The organism is Citrobacter sp. GW821-FHT02E08 (assembly GCF_059421685.1).
Map to the genome: position 1 here is coordinate 1 of NZ_JBWKVL010000015.1, position 15,510 is coordinate 15,510.

The window sequence follows — 15,510 nt, forward strand, 5'->3', positions numbered from 1 at the left end:
CAGAAGTGAAACGCCGTAGCGCCGATGGTAGTGTGGGGTCTCCCCATGCGAGAGTAGGGAACTGCCAGGCATCAAATAAGCAAAAAGCCCATCCTGACGGATGGGCTTTTTGCGTCTGCGGTCCGGGGAAATGCCGGATTGAGTAGATTTTATCAGTCCATATCCGACTTGTAGGCCTGATAAGCGCAGCGCCATCAGGCAATCCAAATAGCACGGCTCATAAACTCCGCATCCATTGCTCAATGAAATCAGTGAGTTGACCAACGTCATTGATATCTAATAGCGGAACATCAATCCTCAACGGCACATCGCTGGCGATGGCAATCACATGTGCATCAATCACCAGTTCTTCCTGAGTGCGCCCGGTTCCCTCGCGAAACAACACAATCTTCGCGATGTCCTCATGCTTAAACCCTTCTACCAGAATCAAATCCAACTTTGAGGCATCCATTCTGCTGGCCAGAAATGCGAGATCCAGTTCCTCTTCATCCGGTGTTTCAGTCATGAGTGCCCAACGCTGTTGGCTGGCAACCAGAGTTTGTGCGGCACCAGCTTTGCGTAGCTCATAGCTGTCCTTACCGGGTTTGTCGACATCCATATTGTGGTGGGTGTGCTTAATCAGTCCCGGACGAATTCCTCTGGCGCACAGTTCCGGGATCAATTTTTTGAGCAGTGTGGTTTTCCCCGTACCGCTCCATGCGGCAATGGCAAGTAGTGGGATCATCGTTTCTCCTGCCATCTGGCAAGTTCTTCAGGGGTATTCACATTAACAAATGCGTCTTTTTGGTCACTAAAATCGACAGCATGCCCACCGGCAAGACGCATAAAGACCATCACTCGCCGCTCACCGGACTGGAGGTAATCCTGTAGTAAAGGTTGTACTGAGCGGTTTACCAAAGCGATAGTAGGGTGATCCCGCTCGCCATCATGGACCCACACTACGGCTGAATCGTTGCGTTGGGCCTTTAAACGCGCAACCAGATCGCGAGGAATATACGGTGTGTCACAGGGACAGAACAGAAACCAGTCGCTTTTTTCCTGCAGAAAAACGGAAAGCATACCCGCCAATGGACCCGGAAAATCGGCAAGCGAATCGGGGATCACACGCAGACCACTTTTTTGGTAAATATTTCGATGGCGATTGGCATTAACCACAACAGTTTCAAGTTGCGATAAAAGGTTATCGGCAACGTGTTTCCAGAGAGGTTTGCCGTCCAGTTCAAGTAAACCTTTGTCGGCCCCGCCCATTCGGCGAGCTTTACCTCCCGCCAGTACAACCCCCGTTATTGCACTATCCAGATTCACTGATATCGCCTCTTTTATTGTGGGATTGACCCTGCTAACGTATCTATATCAAGAGTAAGGAGCACAACCATGAAATGTAAACGCCTGAATGAAGTTATCGAACTCCTGCAGCCAGCCTGGCAGAAAGAACCCGATCTTAACCTGATGCAATTTTTGCAGAAACTGGCGAAAGAGTCAGGTTTTGACGGTGAGCTGGCGGATTTAACTGACGACATTCTGATCTATCACCTGAAAATGCGTGACTCAGCAAAAGATGCCGTGATCCCTGGGATTCAAAAAGATTATGAAGAAGATTTCAAAACGGCGTTATTACGCGCACGTGGTGTTATTAAAGAGTAAAACCTTGTAAGTGACTCCACGAAAAGCGTTATGAAATGATATCCTGAATTATTCGTAGTATTTTCCGGATGATGGGATGAACGACAGCGCTTTTACTTTCCAGACACTACACCCGGATACCATCGTGGATGCACTGTTTGAACAGGGGATCCGGGTGGATTCCGGTCTTACCCCGCTCAACAGTTATGAAAACCGCGTCTATCAATTTCAGGACGAAGATCGCCGACGTTATGTCGTTAAATTTTATCGTCCTGAGCGTTGGTCTGTGGATCAAATACTGGAAGAACACCAGTTTGCGTTAGAGTTGGTCAATGACGAGGTTCCGGTTGCGGCCCCCATTGTGTTTAACGACCAGACGTTGCTAAACCACGAGGGTTTCCACTATGCGATCTTTCCCAGTGTAGGCGGCAGGCAGTTTGAAGCCGACAACATTGATCAAATGGAAGCCGTAGGCCGCTATCTTGGCCGTTTGCACCAGACCGGACGTAAACGTCCTTTTGCCTCCCGGCCGACAATAGGCCTCGAAGAATATCTCTTCGAACCTCGTAAGTTATTCGAAGATGCGCCGCTTATTCCGTCAGGCCAAAGGGACGCTTTTCTGAAAGCAACCGATGGGCTCATTTCTGCTGTTACCGAAAGATGGCATACCCGTTTTGACACGCTACGCTTACATGGCGATTGCCATGCAGGAAATATTCTCTGGCGTGACGGCCCGCTGTTTGTCGATTTAGACGATGCCCGCAATGGACCTGCCGTGCAGGATCTCTGGATGTTGCTAAATGGCGATAAAGCAGAGCAGCGGATGCAGCTTGAGACGATCATTGAGGCTTATGAAGAGGTGAGTGAATTTGATACCTCTGAACTCGGACTGATTGAACCTTTACGCGCCATGCGTTTAGTTTATTATCTTGCCTGGCTTATGCGTCGTTGGGCTGATCCTGCATTTCCCAAAAACTTCCCATGGCTCACCGGGGAAGATTACTGGCTGCAGCAAACGGCGACTTTTATCGCGCAGACAAAAACGCTGCAGGAGCCCCCTTTACAATTAACGCCAATGTATTAATCGAACACATCAGGAGAGAGATTACATGAAAAAGATTTGGCTGGCGCTGGCTGGTATGGTTTTAGCATTTAGCGCATCGGCAGCGCAGTTCAGTGATGGCAAACAATACATCACGCTGGAAAAACCGATTGCTGGCGAGCCTCAGGTTTTAGAGTTTTTCTCGTTCTACTGCCCGCATTGCTATCAGTTTGAAGAGGTTCTTCATGTTTCTGAAAACGTGAAGAAAAAACTGCCGGAAGGCGTGAAGATGACCAAATACCACGTTGAGTTCCTGGGGCCGTTGGGCAAGGATCTGACGCAGGCATGGGCAGTTGCGATGGCGCTGGGTGTGGAAGACAAAATCACCGTTCCGATGTTTGAAGGTGTGCAGAAACTGCAAACCGTCCAGTCTGTCGCGGACATTCGCAAAGTCTTCGTTGATGCGGGGATCAAAGGTGAAGATTACGATGCTGCATGGAACAGCTTTGTGGTGAAATCACTGGTTGCGCAGCAGGAGAAAGCCGCTGCTGACCTGCAGCTTCAGGGCGTGCCAGCGATGTTCGTCAACGGTAAATATCAGATTAACCCGCAAGGGATGGATACCAGCAGTATGGATATCTTCGTGCAACAGTACGCTGATACTGTAAAACACCTGGTTGAAAAGAAATAACGAAAACGCCGGTCACTGACCGGCGTTTTTATTTGATGCTTTAATCTCTTCTATCAGTTCATCTTTCTGAACCCACAGCGTATTCAACCAAAGCTGAAAGCGGCGTTTAAATCCTTTGTCATTAACATAATCGCCGTGCAATTCTTCCTGAACAGGCTCCAGGTTTACACGTACGACGATACGGGTCAGTTTGCCACTCAACATGTCGTAGAAGGGACGACGGCTGTTTTCCGGATAGCACAGCGTGACATTGAGCAACTTATCAAATTGCGATCCCAGGACGTTCAACGCCATAGCAATACCGGCCGCTTTGGGAGGCAACAAGTTTTTGTAAGGTGATCGCGTCTGCTGGTGCTTCTCATCGGTAAACCGTGAGCCTTCGACGAAATTCACAATGGTCGTTGGATGCGCACGAAACTTCTCGCAGGAGCGTCGGGTGGTTTCCACATCCTTGCCACGTTGCTCAGGGTGGCGCAGTAGATAGCTGCGCGAGTAACGTTTCATAAAGGGCATATCCAGCGCCCAGCATGCCAGACCAATGAACGGTACCCAGGCCAGTTGCTGTTTGAGAAAATATTTATTCATGGGGATGTGCTTACGGAACAGGACGCAAAGCACAACAATATCCGCCCAGCTGTAATGATTACAAATGAGCAGATACCAGTTTTTCTTGTTCAGCCCCTCCAGTCCTTCTACGTCCCACTTTAGCCATGGGTTGAGATGCAGGAGCAGTGCGAGACCTTCACACCAGCAAAACATCATGAAATTGCAGAAGACGGAAACCTTGCGCCAGACGAAAGGAATGGGCAAAAGGAGTTTCACGATTCCGGCGATAATGATCGGTACAGAACATAAAATCGTGACCAAAATGGTCAATACGATACTCAGCAAAAGCGTTATCGCAGCGAGTATTCTCGTCATAATTAAATTATTCAAAAGGTTAGCCATAAATAGTGCGCTAAAGACACGCAAGGGGCAGATTTTATCAGAAAACGGACCAAATAATGGGTCTTCGAGGAATAGAAAAGTTAACTATATCTATCCACATCCTGATATCGGTATCATTTTAAGAATAAATCTCTGCGCTTCTGTCTAACATAATGAAAAACATGAATAAAAGTTATGATATTTAAAGCATTATGCCTGAGATAAACTAAATTAAATTATTTATGCACAAAGTTATCCACAATTTACTTTGCGAGAGATCCAGAAGATCTGCAAAAGTTTTACGACAAATACGGTGAAAAACTCATGTTTTCATCCTGTCTGTGGCATCCTTTATCCATAATCTGATAAACAGGCACGGACATTATGGTTCAGATCCCAGAAAACCCCCTTATCCTTGTAGATGGTTCATCTTATCTCTATCGCGCATATCACGCGTTCCCGCCACTGACGAATGGTGCGGGGGAACCAACGGGTGCGATGTACGGCGTTCTTAATATGCTGCGCAGCCTGATTATGCAGTATCAGCCGACGCACGCCGCCGTGGTATTTGATGCTAAGGGTAAAACCTTCCGTGATGAATTGTTCGAGCATTACAAATCTCATCGTCCGCCGATGCCTGACGATCTGCGGGCGCAGATCGAACCTCTGCATGCAATGGTAAAAGCGATGGGCTTGCCGTTGTTGGCGGTTTCCGGTGTTGAAGCGGATGATGTTATCGGTACGCTGGCGCGTGAAGCGGAAAAAGTCGGTCGCCCGGTACTCATCAGTACTGGCGATAAGGACATGGCCCAGTTAGTGACGCCGAACGTTACGCTTATCAACACCATGACCAATACGATTCTTGGCCCGGATGAGGTGGTGAATAAGTACGGTGTCCCGCCTGAGTTGATCATCGACTTCCTGGCCCTGATGGGTGACTCCTCCGATAACATTCCGGGCGTTCCGGGTGTCGGCGAAAAAACCGCGCAGGCTTTGCTGCAGGGGCTGGGTGGTCTTGATACGTTGTATGCAGAAACAGATAAAATTGCCGGCCTGACTTTCCGTGGTGCGAAAACCATGGCAGCGAAGCTCGAGCAGAATAAAGATGTGGCGTATCTCTCTTATAAGCTGGCGACGATCAAAACCGATGTCGAACTGGAACTGACCTGCGAACAACTTAACGTACAGCAGCCTGCCGCAGACACGCTAGTGGATCTGTTTAAAAAGTACGAATTTAAGCGCTGGATTGTCGATGTTGAAGCCGGGAAATGGCTACAAGCGAAAGGCGCAAAGCCCGCGGCAAAACCGCAAGAAACCATCGTGGCTGACGAAACGCCTGAAGAACCGGTGGCGGCACTCTCTTATGAAAACTATGTGACGATACTGGACGAAGCCACGCTGGAAAGCTGGATTGAAAAACTGAAAAAAGCGCCAGTCTTTGCATTTGATACCGAAACCGACAGTCTCGATAACCACTCTGCAAATCTGGTGGGTCTCTCATTCGCCATTGAACCGGGTGTGGCGGCTTACGTTCCCGTTGCTCATGATTATCTTGATGCGCCTGATCAGGTAGCCCGCGACCGCGCACTGGAACTGCTAAAACCGCTACTGGAAGATGAGGGTGCCCGTAAGGTTGGGCAAAACCTGAAGTACGACCGTGGCGTATTGCAAAACTATGGCATTGAGCTGCGCGGTATCGCTTTCGATACGATGCTGGAGTCTTACATCCTGAATAGCGTTGCAGGCCGACACGACATGGACAGCCTGTCCGATCGTTGGTTGAAACATAAAACGATCACATTCGAAGAGATTGCCGGCAAAGGTAAAAACCAGCTGACGTTTAACCAGATTGCTCTGGAAGAAGCCGGACGTTATGCCGCAGAAGACGCCGACGTCACCCTGCAACTGCATCTGAAAATGTGGCCAGAACTGCAGAAGCACAAAGGGCCGCTGAATGTCTTTGAAAACATCGAAATGCCGCTGGTGCCAGTGCTGTCTCGTGTTGAGCGTAACGGCGTGAAGATCGATCCCGCCGTGTTGCACAACCATTCGGAAGAGCTGTCGTTACGCCTGACGGCGCTGGAACAAAAGGCGCATGAGATCGCGGGAGAAGCGTTTAATCTCTCCTCCACAAAACAGCTGCAAACGATTCTGTTTGAAAAACAGGGAATTAAGCCGCTGAAGAAAACGCCGGGCGGCGCGCCGTCAACGTCGGAAGAGGTACTGGAAGAGCTGGCATTAGACTACCCGTTGCCAAAGGTGATCCTGGAGTATCGCGGTCTGGCGAAGCTGAAATCGACCTACACCGATAAGCTGCCGCTGATGATCAACCCGAAAACCGGACGCGTGCATACCTCTTATCATCAGGCGGTAACTGCAACAGGTCGTTTATCATCAACCGATCCAAACCTGCAAAATATTCCAGTACGTAACGACGAAGGCCGCCGTATCCGTCAGGCCTTTATTCCGCCCCAGGATTATCTGATTGTCTCGGCGGATTACTCGCAAATCGAGCTGCGTATTATGGCGCATCTCTCGCGAGACAAAGGGCTGTTAACCGCTTTTGCACAAGGAAAAGATATTCACCGCGCAACAGCAGCAGAAGTCTTTGGTCTGCCGTTGGAGAGCGTAACGGGTGAGCAGCGTCGTAGCGCAAAAGCCATTAACTTTGGTCTGATCTACGGCATGAGCGCGTTCGGGCTTGCGCGCCAGCTGAACATTCCGCGTAAAGAAGCGCAGAAGTATATGGATTTGTACTTCGAACGGTACCCTGGCGTGCTGGAGTATATGGAGCGCACGCGAGCACAGGCCAAAGAGCAGGGATTCGTTGAAACTCTGGAAGGGCGTCGTCTTTACTTACCAGACATCAAGTCGAGCAATGCTGCGCGGCGTGCAGGCGCTGAACGTGCGGCGATCAACGCACCGATGCAGGGAACGGCAGCAGATATCATCAAACGTGCGATGATTGCCGTTGATGACTGGCTGCAAACCGAGCAACCTCGAGTGCGCATGATCATGCAAGTACACGATGAACTGGTGTTTGAAGTGCACAAAGATGATCTCGATGCCGTATCGAAAAAGATCCATCAATTAATGGAAAACTGTACGCACATTGATGTGCCGCTGCTGGTGGAAGTGGGAAGCGGTGAAAATTGGGATCAAGCGCACTAAGGGTTTACTGAACAGCGCGCTTTTTCGTAACTAAGCAACATAAGATAGAACATTTTGTGATGATTATTGGAATTCCCTATGTAAGGAATGAAAAAAAATTACAAAAAGTGCTTTCTGAGCTGCTCAAAAAAGAGTAAAGTTATTCGCGTAGGGTACAGAGGTAAGATGTTCTATCTTTCAGACCTTTTACTTCACGTAATCGGATTTGGCTGAATATTTTAGCCGCCCCAGTCAGTTAATGACTGGGGCGTTTTTTATTGTACTCTTCATACTTCACGCTGCAGGTGCGTTGGTTTCCTCGCTCACCTCAGTCACTTACTGATGTAAGCTCCTGAGGATTCACTGCGTCACCGCCTTCCTGCAACTTGAATTATTTTGAGTAAAAGCGAAAACACGGTCCGTAGATCGGATAAGCCGCGTTTGCGACATTATCCGGTACAACATTCGCAGGAAGGGATTATTCTGCGTCCTGACTCTCTTCAACTGGCGCCAGTTCGCTAAACCAGGTATCCAGCTTCTGACGTAACTTATCCACGCCTTGCTTCTTCAGCGACGAAAATGCTTCTACCTGCACATCACCGTTAAACGCCAGAACGGCTTCACGCACCATATTGAGCTGAGCTTTGCGCGCTCCGCTGGCCAGTTTGTCTGCTTTCGTCAGCAGAACCAAAACCTGAACATTGCTCTCAACGGCCCACAGAATCATCTGCTGGTCGAGATCCTTCAGCGGGTGGCGAATGTCCATCAGCACCACCAACCCTTGCAGGCTCTGACGCTTTTCCAGGTATTCCGCCAGCGCACGCTGCCATTTGCGTTTCATCTCTTCCGGGACTTCGGCGTAACCGTATCCTGGTAGGTCGACAAGACGTTTACCGTCCACGACTTCAAACAGGTTGATCAACTGTGTGCGACCGGGTGTTTTGGAGGTACGCGCCAGGCTCTTCTGGTTCGTCAGGGTATTCAGTGCGCTGGATTTGCCTGCATTGGAACGGCCAGCGAACGCCACTTCGATTCCGGTATCGGAAGGTAAGTGGCGAATATCAGGCGCACTCATCACAAAGTGCGTCTGTTGATAATTCAAATTAATCAAAGGGGTCGTCTCCGTCAGTCAAAGCTTTGCAGCGATTATACCTGAACCCCAGCAAAAGACGGATGTTTCGACATATGCCCGTGTAAGTAAAAACCTTGTGGTTTGTGAGATATTGACGATTGTAGATATACGAAATTTCAGAGTCATTGCCGGGTGAAAAGTGATTTAGCTCAAATAAATCATTAAGTTATTTTTTTAATGGTGCTCTTACACGCCGAAAACGTCGTGGTGGTCACTTGTCTGTCTGAGCTGATGGCGTAAAGTAGTGCTCATAGCGAGGATGCTAACAGGACAGACGGACTCAGGATGAGGGTCAGGAGCGCCAGGAGGCGAAGACACAGGATTGTCAGGAAGACAAACGTCCGGAGACGTATGTAAAAGGAAATGGAAACAACACGGAACGTTTCAGGCTAAAGGAAAGACAGGGTGTGTTGATGGCCGACAGGGAATGTAGAACCCGTTAAGGGTTATGAGTAAAGAAAAAAGGCGACAGATGACTCTGTCGCCTTTTTTCTTTACTTGCTTTCTGCTAGATTCCGCCGCAAATGTATACTGAATAAAACGGCCAAAGACGAATTATTATGAAATCAACTTCTACACCACGCGGCAAAGGTCCCGCAAAAGCGCGCCGTAAAACACGCGAAGAGCTTAACCAGGAAGCTCGTGACCGTAAGCATCAGAAAAAACACCGTGGCCATGCGGCGGGTAGCCGTGCGTCCGGCAGTGAAGGTGCTTCTGGCTCTAAGAATTCGAACAAACAAAAAGATCCACGTATTGGCAGTAAAACCCCCATTCCATTGGGTGTGACTGAAAAAGTCACCAAACAGCACAAACCGAAGAGTGAGAAACCTATGCTTTCACCGCAGGCTGAGTTGGATTTACTGGAAACGGATGAGCGCCTGGATGCGCTGTTAGAACGTCTTGAAGCAGGCGAAACCCTCAGTGAAGAAGATCAGTCCTGGGTAGATGCCAAGCTGGACCGCATCGATGAACTGATGCAGAAGCTGGGTCTTTCTTATGAAGACGATGATGAAGAAGAAGAGGACGAGAAGCAGGAAGATATGATGCGCCTGCTCAAAGGCGGCAACTAACGGGTTTACACCGTGGGCCTCCCCGTCCTGCTTATAACCCTTCCGGTTATATGTTATCTGGTGTGGTTATTCGTTAAACTACAGCGGTTGTCGCGGCGACAGAAGTGGCTGCGCAACCGGCTTATCACCCGTAGTGGAGGAAAGCCGGTACGCCGTACCCGCCAGCGATGCCATCGGAAGGAGTGAGCATGTCTGAACAGCTAATAGACTGGGATCTGGCCCTGATCCAGAAATATAACTATTCCGGGCCACGATATACGTCGTATCCCACCGCGCTGGAGTTTTCTGAAGACTTTGGCGAAGAGGCATTCCGGCACGCTGTAGCGCGTTATCCTGAGCGCCCGCTGTCTCTCTATGTACACATCCCATTCTGCCATAAGCTCTGCTACTTCTGCGGTTGCAACAAGATTGTGACCCGCCAGCAGCACAAAGCCGATCAATATCTTGATGCCTTAGAGCAAGAAATAGTGCACCGTGCGCCGCTTTTTTCCGGACGCAACGTTAGCCAGTTGCACTGGGGCGGCGGTACGCCAACCTATCTGAATAAAGCGCAAATCAGCCGCTTAATGACGTTGCTGCGTGAACACTTTCATTTTAATGCGGATGCGGAAATCTCGATCGAGGTCGATCCGCGTGAGATTGAGTTGGATGTGCTCGATCATTTACGCGCAGAAGGTTTTAACCGTCTGAGTATGGGCGTACAGGACTTCAACAAAGAGGTCCAGCGTCTGGTCAACCGTGAGCAAGACGAAGCGTTTATTTTTGCCCTGCTGAATCACGCGCGCGATATCGGTTTTACCTCCACCAACATTGATCTGATTTACGGTTTACCGAAACAGACGCCGGAAAGCTTTGCGTTCACCCTGAAACGCGTGGCGGAATTGAAGCCTGACCGTCTGAGTGTCTTTAACTACGCGCATCTGCCGACCCTGTTTGCCGCGCAACGTAAAATTAAAGATGCCGATCTGCCCAGCGCGCAGCAGAAACTGGATATTCTGCAGGAAACTATCTCTTCGTTAACCGAAACGGGCTATCAGTTTATTGGGATGGACCACTTTGCCCGTCCGGATGATGAGTTAGCCGTCGCGCAACGTGAAGGCGTACTGCACCGTAATTTCCAGGGCTACACCACCCAGGGCGATACCGACCTGCTGGGGATGGGCGTTTCCGCCATCAGTATGATTGGCGACTGCTACGCGCAGAACCAAAAAGAGCTGAAACACTATTATCAGCTCGTTGATGAGCAGGGAAATGCGCTATGGCGCGGTATTGCATTGACCCAGGATGACTGTATTCGCCGGGATGTTATTAAGTCGCTGATTTGCAACTTCCGTCTGGATTACACGACGATTGAGCAGCAATGGGCGCTGAATTTTGCAGACTACTTTGCTGAAGATCTGAACCTGCTGGCGCCATTGGCAAAAGATGGGCTGGTGGACGTCAATGAAAAAGGGATTCAGGTGACACCAAAAGGGCGCCTGCTGATCCGTAACATTTGCATGTGCTTTGATGCGTATCTGCGCCGTAAAGCGCGGATGCAGCAGTTCTCACGCGTCATTTAAAAACGCCCCAGTGGCGCTGCGCTTACCGGGTCTACGATGTGTAGTTCTGATAAGCGTAGTGCCATCGGGTGTTTTGTTCGTCACTCCATTCCTAACTCTTTGAGCTTGCGTGTCAGGGTATTACGACCCCAGCCAAGCAATCTTGCCGCTTCCTGTTTATGCCCCTGCGTATGACGTAACGCGGTCGTTAACAGTGTGCGTTCCATTTCCGGTTGCGCTTCCGAAAGCAGGTTTTGATGACCGGAACGCAGCGCCCGATCGGCCCACTGTGCCAACAGCGTGGCCCAACTGTCCGGCTGCATATGTGAAGGACTGTCGGGAACGGCGACGTCAAACAACTCGCTGGGAAGATCCTGAATTAACACTTCCTGTCCGGCGGCCATGACGGTGAGCCAACGGCAGGTGTTTTCCAGCTGGCGCACGTTACCCGGCCATGCCAGGCGCGTCAGGGCGGCTTCGGTTTCCGGGTGTAATTGTTTGGCTTCAACCCCTAATTCCTGCGCGGCGTCTTGCAGAAAATGACGTGCCAGACGGGGTATGTCCTCCCGACGCTCACGCAGCGGCGGCAAATGAACGCGAATTACGTTCAGACGATGGAACAGGTCTTCGCGAAACTTGCCTTCCTGCACGCGTAATTCCAGATTCTGGTGAGTGGCGGCGATAATACGCACATCCACTTTCACTGGCGCATATCCCCCGACACGATAAAACTGCCCGTCAGCGAGGACACGCAATAAGCGAGTTTGTACGTCCAGCGGCATGTCGCCAATTTCATCCAGAAACAGCGTCCCACCGTCAGCCTGTTCAAAACGCCCCTGACGAATGGTATTCGCGCCAGTAAATGCCCCTTTTTCGTGACCAAATAACTCAGATTCAATCAAATCCTTCGGAATGGCCGCCATATTCAGGGCAATAAACGGGGCTTTGACACGCGGGCTGTGGCGATGCAGCGCATGGGCAACCAGCTCTTTGCCGGTACCGGACTCGCCGTTGATCAGCACACTGATTGAAGAGCGAGACAATCGACCAATAATACGAAATACATCCTGCATGGCAGGGGCTTCGCCAATGATATCGTTGGTCGGGCCGTTGTTCTGGATATTCCGGGGTTGTTGCTGTTCCTGATAATGGCTGATGGCGCGCTCAACCAGCGCGACCGCCTCGTCAATATCAAACGGTTTTGGCAGGTAATCAAATGCGCCCTGCTGATAAGCGCTGACGGCAGCGTCCAGATCGGAATGCGCCGTCATAATGATGACCGGCAGCATAGAGTGGCGTTGCTTAATCTGTTTTAACAGCGTCAGACCGTCCATTCCCGGCATACGGATATCGGACAGCAGAACATCTGGCGTTTTGCTTGCCAGCGCGTCCAGTACCTCGTTACCGCTTTCAAACGTGGTGCAGTTCAACCCTGCCCCGGCGAGCGCACGTTCAAGCACCCAACGGATGGAACTATCGTCATCGACGACCCAGACTATTCCTCGTTGCATAAACGTCACCTTTATTTCCTGATAGGCAGGTAAACCGAGAACTCGGTATGACCCGGCCAACTGGTAAATTCAATCTTGCCGGAATGTTGATCAATCAAATTACGGGCGATGGACAGCCCCAGCCCGGTACCGCCTTCGCGACCACTCACCATGGGATAAAACAACGTGTCCTGCAAATGAGAAGGAATGCCCGGACCGTTGTCTTCTACGTCGATACGCGCCGCCAGGCGATAACGCATCCCGTGCAGGGTTAGCTGGAAAGCGGTGCGGGTACGCAGAATAATTTCTCCGCCGTTCGGTCCCAACGCCTGAAGGGCGTTGCGCACGATATTCAGCAGCACCTGCTCGATTTGGTCCGGATCGTGCGCAAGCTCCGGCAGACTCGGATCGTAATCACGAATCAGCGTCACGTTTTCTGGCAGCTCCATTGAAACCAGCGCCACCACACGTTCTGCGACCTTATGAATACTTTCGTTGATGTGCATGCCCGGATGTTGTGGCCCCAGCAGGCGGTCAACCAGATTACGCAACCTGTCCGCTTGCTCGATAATGACTTTGGTGTATTCCATCAACGCCGGATCGGGAAGCGCCTTGCTCAGTAACTGCGCCGCGCCGCGTAAACCGCCAAGCGGGTTTTTAATTTCATGCGCCAGTCCACGCACCAGATCGCGGGCAGCAATTTGTTGAGCATGCTGCAGCTGTTCCTGACTCAAACGGCGTTGGTTATCCATCGGCGCCATTTCCAGCAGGATAAGGCCATCTGGTAGCCTTTGTGCGGTCACGGAGAGGATATGCGAGTGACTATCTATCACCAGTGTGACTTCGTTGTCTGTAAAGCCCTGGCCTGCTTCTAAGCTTTCGCGCATCAGCGCAATGTTTAACGAAAAATAGCTCAACAATTCAGGAAGCGGCGAGCCAAACAGTTTGCGGGAACTCTGGGCGAGCAACTGCTGCGCGGCGGGATTGGCGTAATGCACCACCAGCTCGTCATCGACAAGTAAGATGCTATTGATTAAAGAATTAAGGATCTGCCCAGCATCGGGCAGCATGCCAGTTGCCATTTAGCAGTCTCCTGGAAAAGTTTGCACCAATTTAGTGCATTATAGCTTTTTACTGATAAAAAGCGCGTGAAGTCAGGTTGTTGGTGGAGAAAAAAGCCCATCCGGAGATGGGCTAAAAGTTTCCACGGCAACTAAAAAACGCCTGACGTCTTTCACGCTGCTGCTGCGTTGGCTACGAGTTACTCGGCTCATCCATGAGCCTCGCCCTTACGGGCCGTCACTCCGTGACGTTCAAATCTGTTCCAGACAGATTTGTCGCTCACCCCAGTCACATAGCTATCTATGCTCCTGGGGATTTGCTCAGTTGCCGCCTTGCCGCAACGCGAAATTCGTCGGATTTTTAAGATACGGTTAAACGCTGTAGTACAGTTCAAACTCTACCGGGTGTGGCGTCATGCGTACGCGGTCATCTTCTTCACGACGCAGCGTAATGTACGCATCGATCGCTTCGTCGGTGAACACGCCGCCTGCGGTCAGGAACTCGCGGTCCAGATCCAGCTCTTTCAGTGCTTCTTCCAGAGAGCCAGCAACCTGTGGGATCTCTTTCGCTTCTTCCGGCGGCAGGTCATACAGGTTTTTGTCCATCGCTTCGCCCGGGTGGATCTTGTTCTTAATACCGTCAAGACCCGCCATCAGCAGGGCAGCAAAGCACAGGTACGGGTTAGCCGCTGGATCCGGGAAGCGCACTTCGATACGACGCGCTTTCGGAGAAGCAACCACTGGAATACGGATAGAGGCAGAACGGTTACGGGCAGAGTAAGCCAGCATAACCGGTGCTTCATAACCCGGGACCAGACGCTTGTAGGAGTTGGTGGTCGGGTTTGCCAGGGCGTTGATCGCTTTAGCGTGTTTGATAACGCCGCCGATGTAGAACAGCGCCTGCTCAGACAGACCGGCATATTTGTCGCCAGAGAACAGGTTTACGCCGTTCTTGGACAGAGACATGTGGCAGTGCATACCGGAACCGTTATCGCCAAACATCGGTTTTGGCATAAAAGTTGCTGTTTTACCGAAACGGTGCGCAACGTTGTGAACCACATATTTGTAGATCTGAATTTCGTCCGCTTTCTTGGTCATGGTGTTAAAGCGGGTAGCGATTTCGTTCTGGCCTGCGGTTGCCACTTCGTGGTGATGTGCTTCAACAACCAGACCCATCTCTTCCATGATCAGACACATGGTGGAACGGATGTCCTGAGAAGAGTCTACCGGAGGAACCGGGAAGTAGCCGCCTTTCACGCCAGGACGGTGACCTTTGTTACCACCTTCATATTTGGTGGAAGAGTTCCATGCACCTTCGATATCGTCGATGGCTACGTGGGAACCGGAGATGGATGCGCCGAAACGAATGTCATCAAACAGGAAGAATTCTGGCTCTGGCCCGAACAGAACGGTGTCTGCGATGCCGGTAGCGCGCAGGTATTCTTCAGCGCGTTTGGCGATGGAGCGCGGGTCACGGTCATAGCCTTGCAGCGTGCCAGGTTCCAGGATGTCACAACGGATAATCAGAGTAGATTCTTCAAAGAACGGGTCGATGAGCGCAGTGGACGCATCTGGCATCAGTACCATGTCAGATTCGTTAATGCCTTTCCAGCCGCCGATGGAGGAGCCGTCAAACATTTTGCCTTCTTCGAAGAATTCGGCATTTACCTGATGAGCAGGAATAGTGACGTGCTGTTCTTTACCTTTGGTATCGGTGAAGCGCAAATCAACAAACTTCACTTCGTGCTCGTTCAGCATCGTCAATACGTGTTCAGCGGACATA

At 50.6% G+C, this 15,510-nt stretch carries 14 protein-coding genes and 1 pseudogene; 8 read left to right on the forward strand and 7 right to left on the reverse strand.

What is annotated here, in order from left to right:
• Window positions 1–217 precede the first annotated feature (217 nt).
• Window positions 218–739, reverse strand: coding sequence for a molybdopterin-guanine dinucleotide biosynthesis protein MobB (gene mobB / locus AC07UY_RS17365; protein ID WP_494701674.1), 522 nt, complete (start codon window positions 737–739; stop codon window positions 218–220).
• Complete coding sequence (gene mobA / locus AC07UY_RS17370) at window positions 721–1,305, reverse strand: molybdenum cofactor guanylyltransferase MobA (RefSeq protein ID WP_494701673.1); 585 nt, start codon at window positions 1,303–1,305, stop codon at window positions 721–723. Before mobA ends, mobB begins: the two co-directional genes overlap by 19 nt.
• Window positions 1,306–1,374: 69 nt before the next feature.
• Between mobA and AC07UY_RS17375 the strand changes: the two genes are divergently transcribed.
• The 3 genes from AC07UY_RS17375 (at window position 1,375) to dsbA (ending at window position 3,356) form a co-directional block, all read left to right on the forward strand.
• The gene (locus AC07UY_RS17375) at window positions 1,375–1,644 is read left to right on the forward strand and encodes a YihD family protein (RefSeq protein ID WP_042325406.1); all 270 of its coding nucleotides are present in this window, start codon (window positions 1,375–1,377) and stop codon (window positions 1,642–1,644) included.
• A gap of 76 nt (window positions 1,645–1,720) precedes the next feature.
• A complete protein-coding gene (locus AC07UY_RS17380; protein ID WP_494701672.1) occupies window positions 1,721–2,707 on the forward strand; it encodes a serine/threonine protein kinase in 987 nt (328 codons plus the stop codon).
• A 25-nt stretch (window positions 2,708–2,732) separates the two neighbouring features.
• Window positions 2,733–3,356 (forward strand): thiol:disulfide interchange protein DsbA, encoded by a 624-nt coding sequence (dsbA, locus tag AC07UY_RS17385; protein WP_203359428.1) that lies wholly within the window; start codon window positions 2,733–2,735, stop codon window positions 3,354–3,356.
• Between the two features lie 12 nt (window positions 3,357–3,368).
• Here the strand turns inward: dsbA and yihG are convergent, their stop codons facing one another.
• Window positions 3,369–4,304, reverse strand: a complete 936-nt coding sequence (gene yihG, locus AC07UY_RS17390) for a 1-acylglycerol-3-phosphate O-acyltransferase, YihG family (protein ID WP_203359427.1) — start codon at window positions 4,302–4,304, stop codon at window positions 3,369–3,371.
• Between the two features lie 363 nt (window positions 4,305–4,667).
• Here yihG and polA point away from each other — a divergent pair, with 363 nt between their 5' ends.
• Window positions 4,668–7,454: a DNA polymerase I gene (polA, locus tag AC07UY_RS17395; protein ID WP_494660805.1), complete on the forward strand. Its 2,787-nt coding sequence runs from the start codon at window positions 4,668–4,670 to the stop codon at window positions 7,452–7,454.
• 165 nt (window positions 7,455–7,619) lie between these two features.
• Window positions 7,620–7,667 (forward strand): small protein SpfP, encoded by a 48-nt coding sequence (gene spfP, locus AC07UY_RS17400; RefSeq protein WP_071892919.1) that lies wholly within the window; start codon window positions 7,620–7,622, stop codon window positions 7,665–7,667.
• Window positions 7,668–7,911: 244 nt separating this feature from the next.
• Here the strand turns inward: spfP and yihA are convergent, their stop codons facing one another.
• On the reverse strand, window positions 7,912–8,544 hold the full coding sequence (gene yihA / locus AC07UY_RS17405; protein WP_203359425.1) for a ribosome biogenesis GTP-binding protein YihA/YsxC: 633 nt from the start codon (window positions 8,542–8,544) through the stop codon (window positions 7,912–7,914).
• Window positions 8,545–8,824: 280 nt separating this feature from the next.
• Here yihA and AC07UY_RS17410 point away from each other — a divergent pair.
• The 3 genes and pseudogenes from AC07UY_RS17410 to hemN all read left to right on the forward strand — a co-directional run bounded on the left by AC07UY_RS17410 (window position 8,825) and on the right by hemN (window position 11,197).
• Window positions 8,825–9,008: pseudogene (locus AC07UY_RS17410) on the forward strand (hypothetical protein).
• Window positions 9,009–9,125: 117 nt separating this feature from the next.
• Window positions 9,126–9,635: a Der GTPase-activating protein YihI gene (gene yihI / locus AC07UY_RS17415; protein ID WP_494660804.1), complete on the forward strand. Its 510-nt coding sequence runs from the start codon at window positions 9,126–9,128 to the stop codon at window positions 9,633–9,635.
• Window positions 9,636–9,823: 188 nt separating this feature from the next.
• Entirely contained in the window at window positions 9,824–11,197 is a 1,374-nt protein-coding gene (gene hemN / locus AC07UY_RS17420) for an oxygen-independent coproporphyrinogen III oxidase (protein WP_203359423.1), read from the forward strand.
• 80 nt (window positions 11,198–11,277) lie between these two features.
• Here hemN and glnG read toward each other — a convergent pair whose 3' ends face one another.
• From glnG to glnA, 3 genes are all read right to left on the reverse strand, one after another.
• Entirely contained in the window at window positions 11,278–12,687 is a 1,410-nt protein-coding gene (gene glnG / locus AC07UY_RS17425; protein ID WP_494701671.1) for a nitrogen regulation protein NR(I), read from the reverse strand.
• Window positions 12,688–12,698: 11 nt separating this feature from the next.
• Window positions 12,699–13,748, reverse strand: coding sequence for a nitrogen regulation protein NR(II) (gene glnL / locus AC07UY_RS17430; protein ID WP_494701670.1), 1,050 nt, complete (start codon window positions 13,746–13,748; stop codon window positions 12,699–12,701).
• Between the two features lie 351 nt (window positions 13,749–14,099).
• A complete protein-coding gene (gene glnA / locus AC07UY_RS17435; protein ID WP_203359421.1) occupies window positions 14,100–15,509 on the reverse strand; it encodes a glutamate--ammonia ligase in 1,410 nt (469 codons plus the stop codon).
• Window position 15,510: the final 1 nt, after the last annotated feature.

Bases quoted from the DNA above. Each gene is read 5' to 3' on its own strand.
- mobB (WP_494701674.1), bottom strand. From the start codon at position 739: ATGGCAGGAGAAACGATGATCCCACTACTTGCCATTGCCGCATGGAGC.
- AC07UY_RS17375 (WP_042325406.1), top strand. From the start codon at position 1,375: ATGAAATGTAAACGCCTGAATGAAGTTATCGAACTCCTGCAGCCAGCC.
- AC07UY_RS17380 (WP_494701672.1), top strand. From the start codon at position 1,721: ATGAACGACAGCGCTTTTACTTTCCAGACACTACACCCGGATACCATC.
- dsbA (WP_203359428.1), top strand. From the start codon at position 2,733: ATGAAAAAGATTTGGCTGGCGCTGGCTGGTATGGTTTTAGCATTTAGC.
- yihG (WP_203359427.1), bottom strand. From the start codon at position 4,304: ATGGCTAACCTTTTGAATAATTTAATTATGACGAGAATACTCGCTGCG.
- polA (WP_494660805.1), top strand. From the start codon at position 4,668: ATGGTTCAGATCCCAGAAAACCCCCTTATCCTTGTAGATGGTTCATCT.
- yihI (WP_494660804.1), top strand. From the start codon at position 9,126: ATGAAATCAACTTCTACACCACGCGGCAAAGGTCCCGCAAAAGCGCGC.
- hemN (WP_203359423.1), top strand. From the start codon at position 9,824: ATGTCTGAACAGCTAATAGACTGGGATCTGGCCCTGATCCAGAAATAT.
- glnG (WP_494701671.1), bottom strand. From the start codon at position 12,687: ATGCAACGAGGAATAGTCTGGGTCGTCGATGACGATAGTTCCATCCGT.
- glnL (WP_494701670.1), bottom strand. From the start codon at position 13,748: ATGGCAACTGGCATGCTGCCCGATGCTGGGCAGATCCTTAATTCTTTA.
- glnA (WP_203359421.1), bottom strand. From the start codon at position 15,509: ATGTCCGCTGAACACGTATTGACGATGCTGAACGAGCACGAAGTGAAG.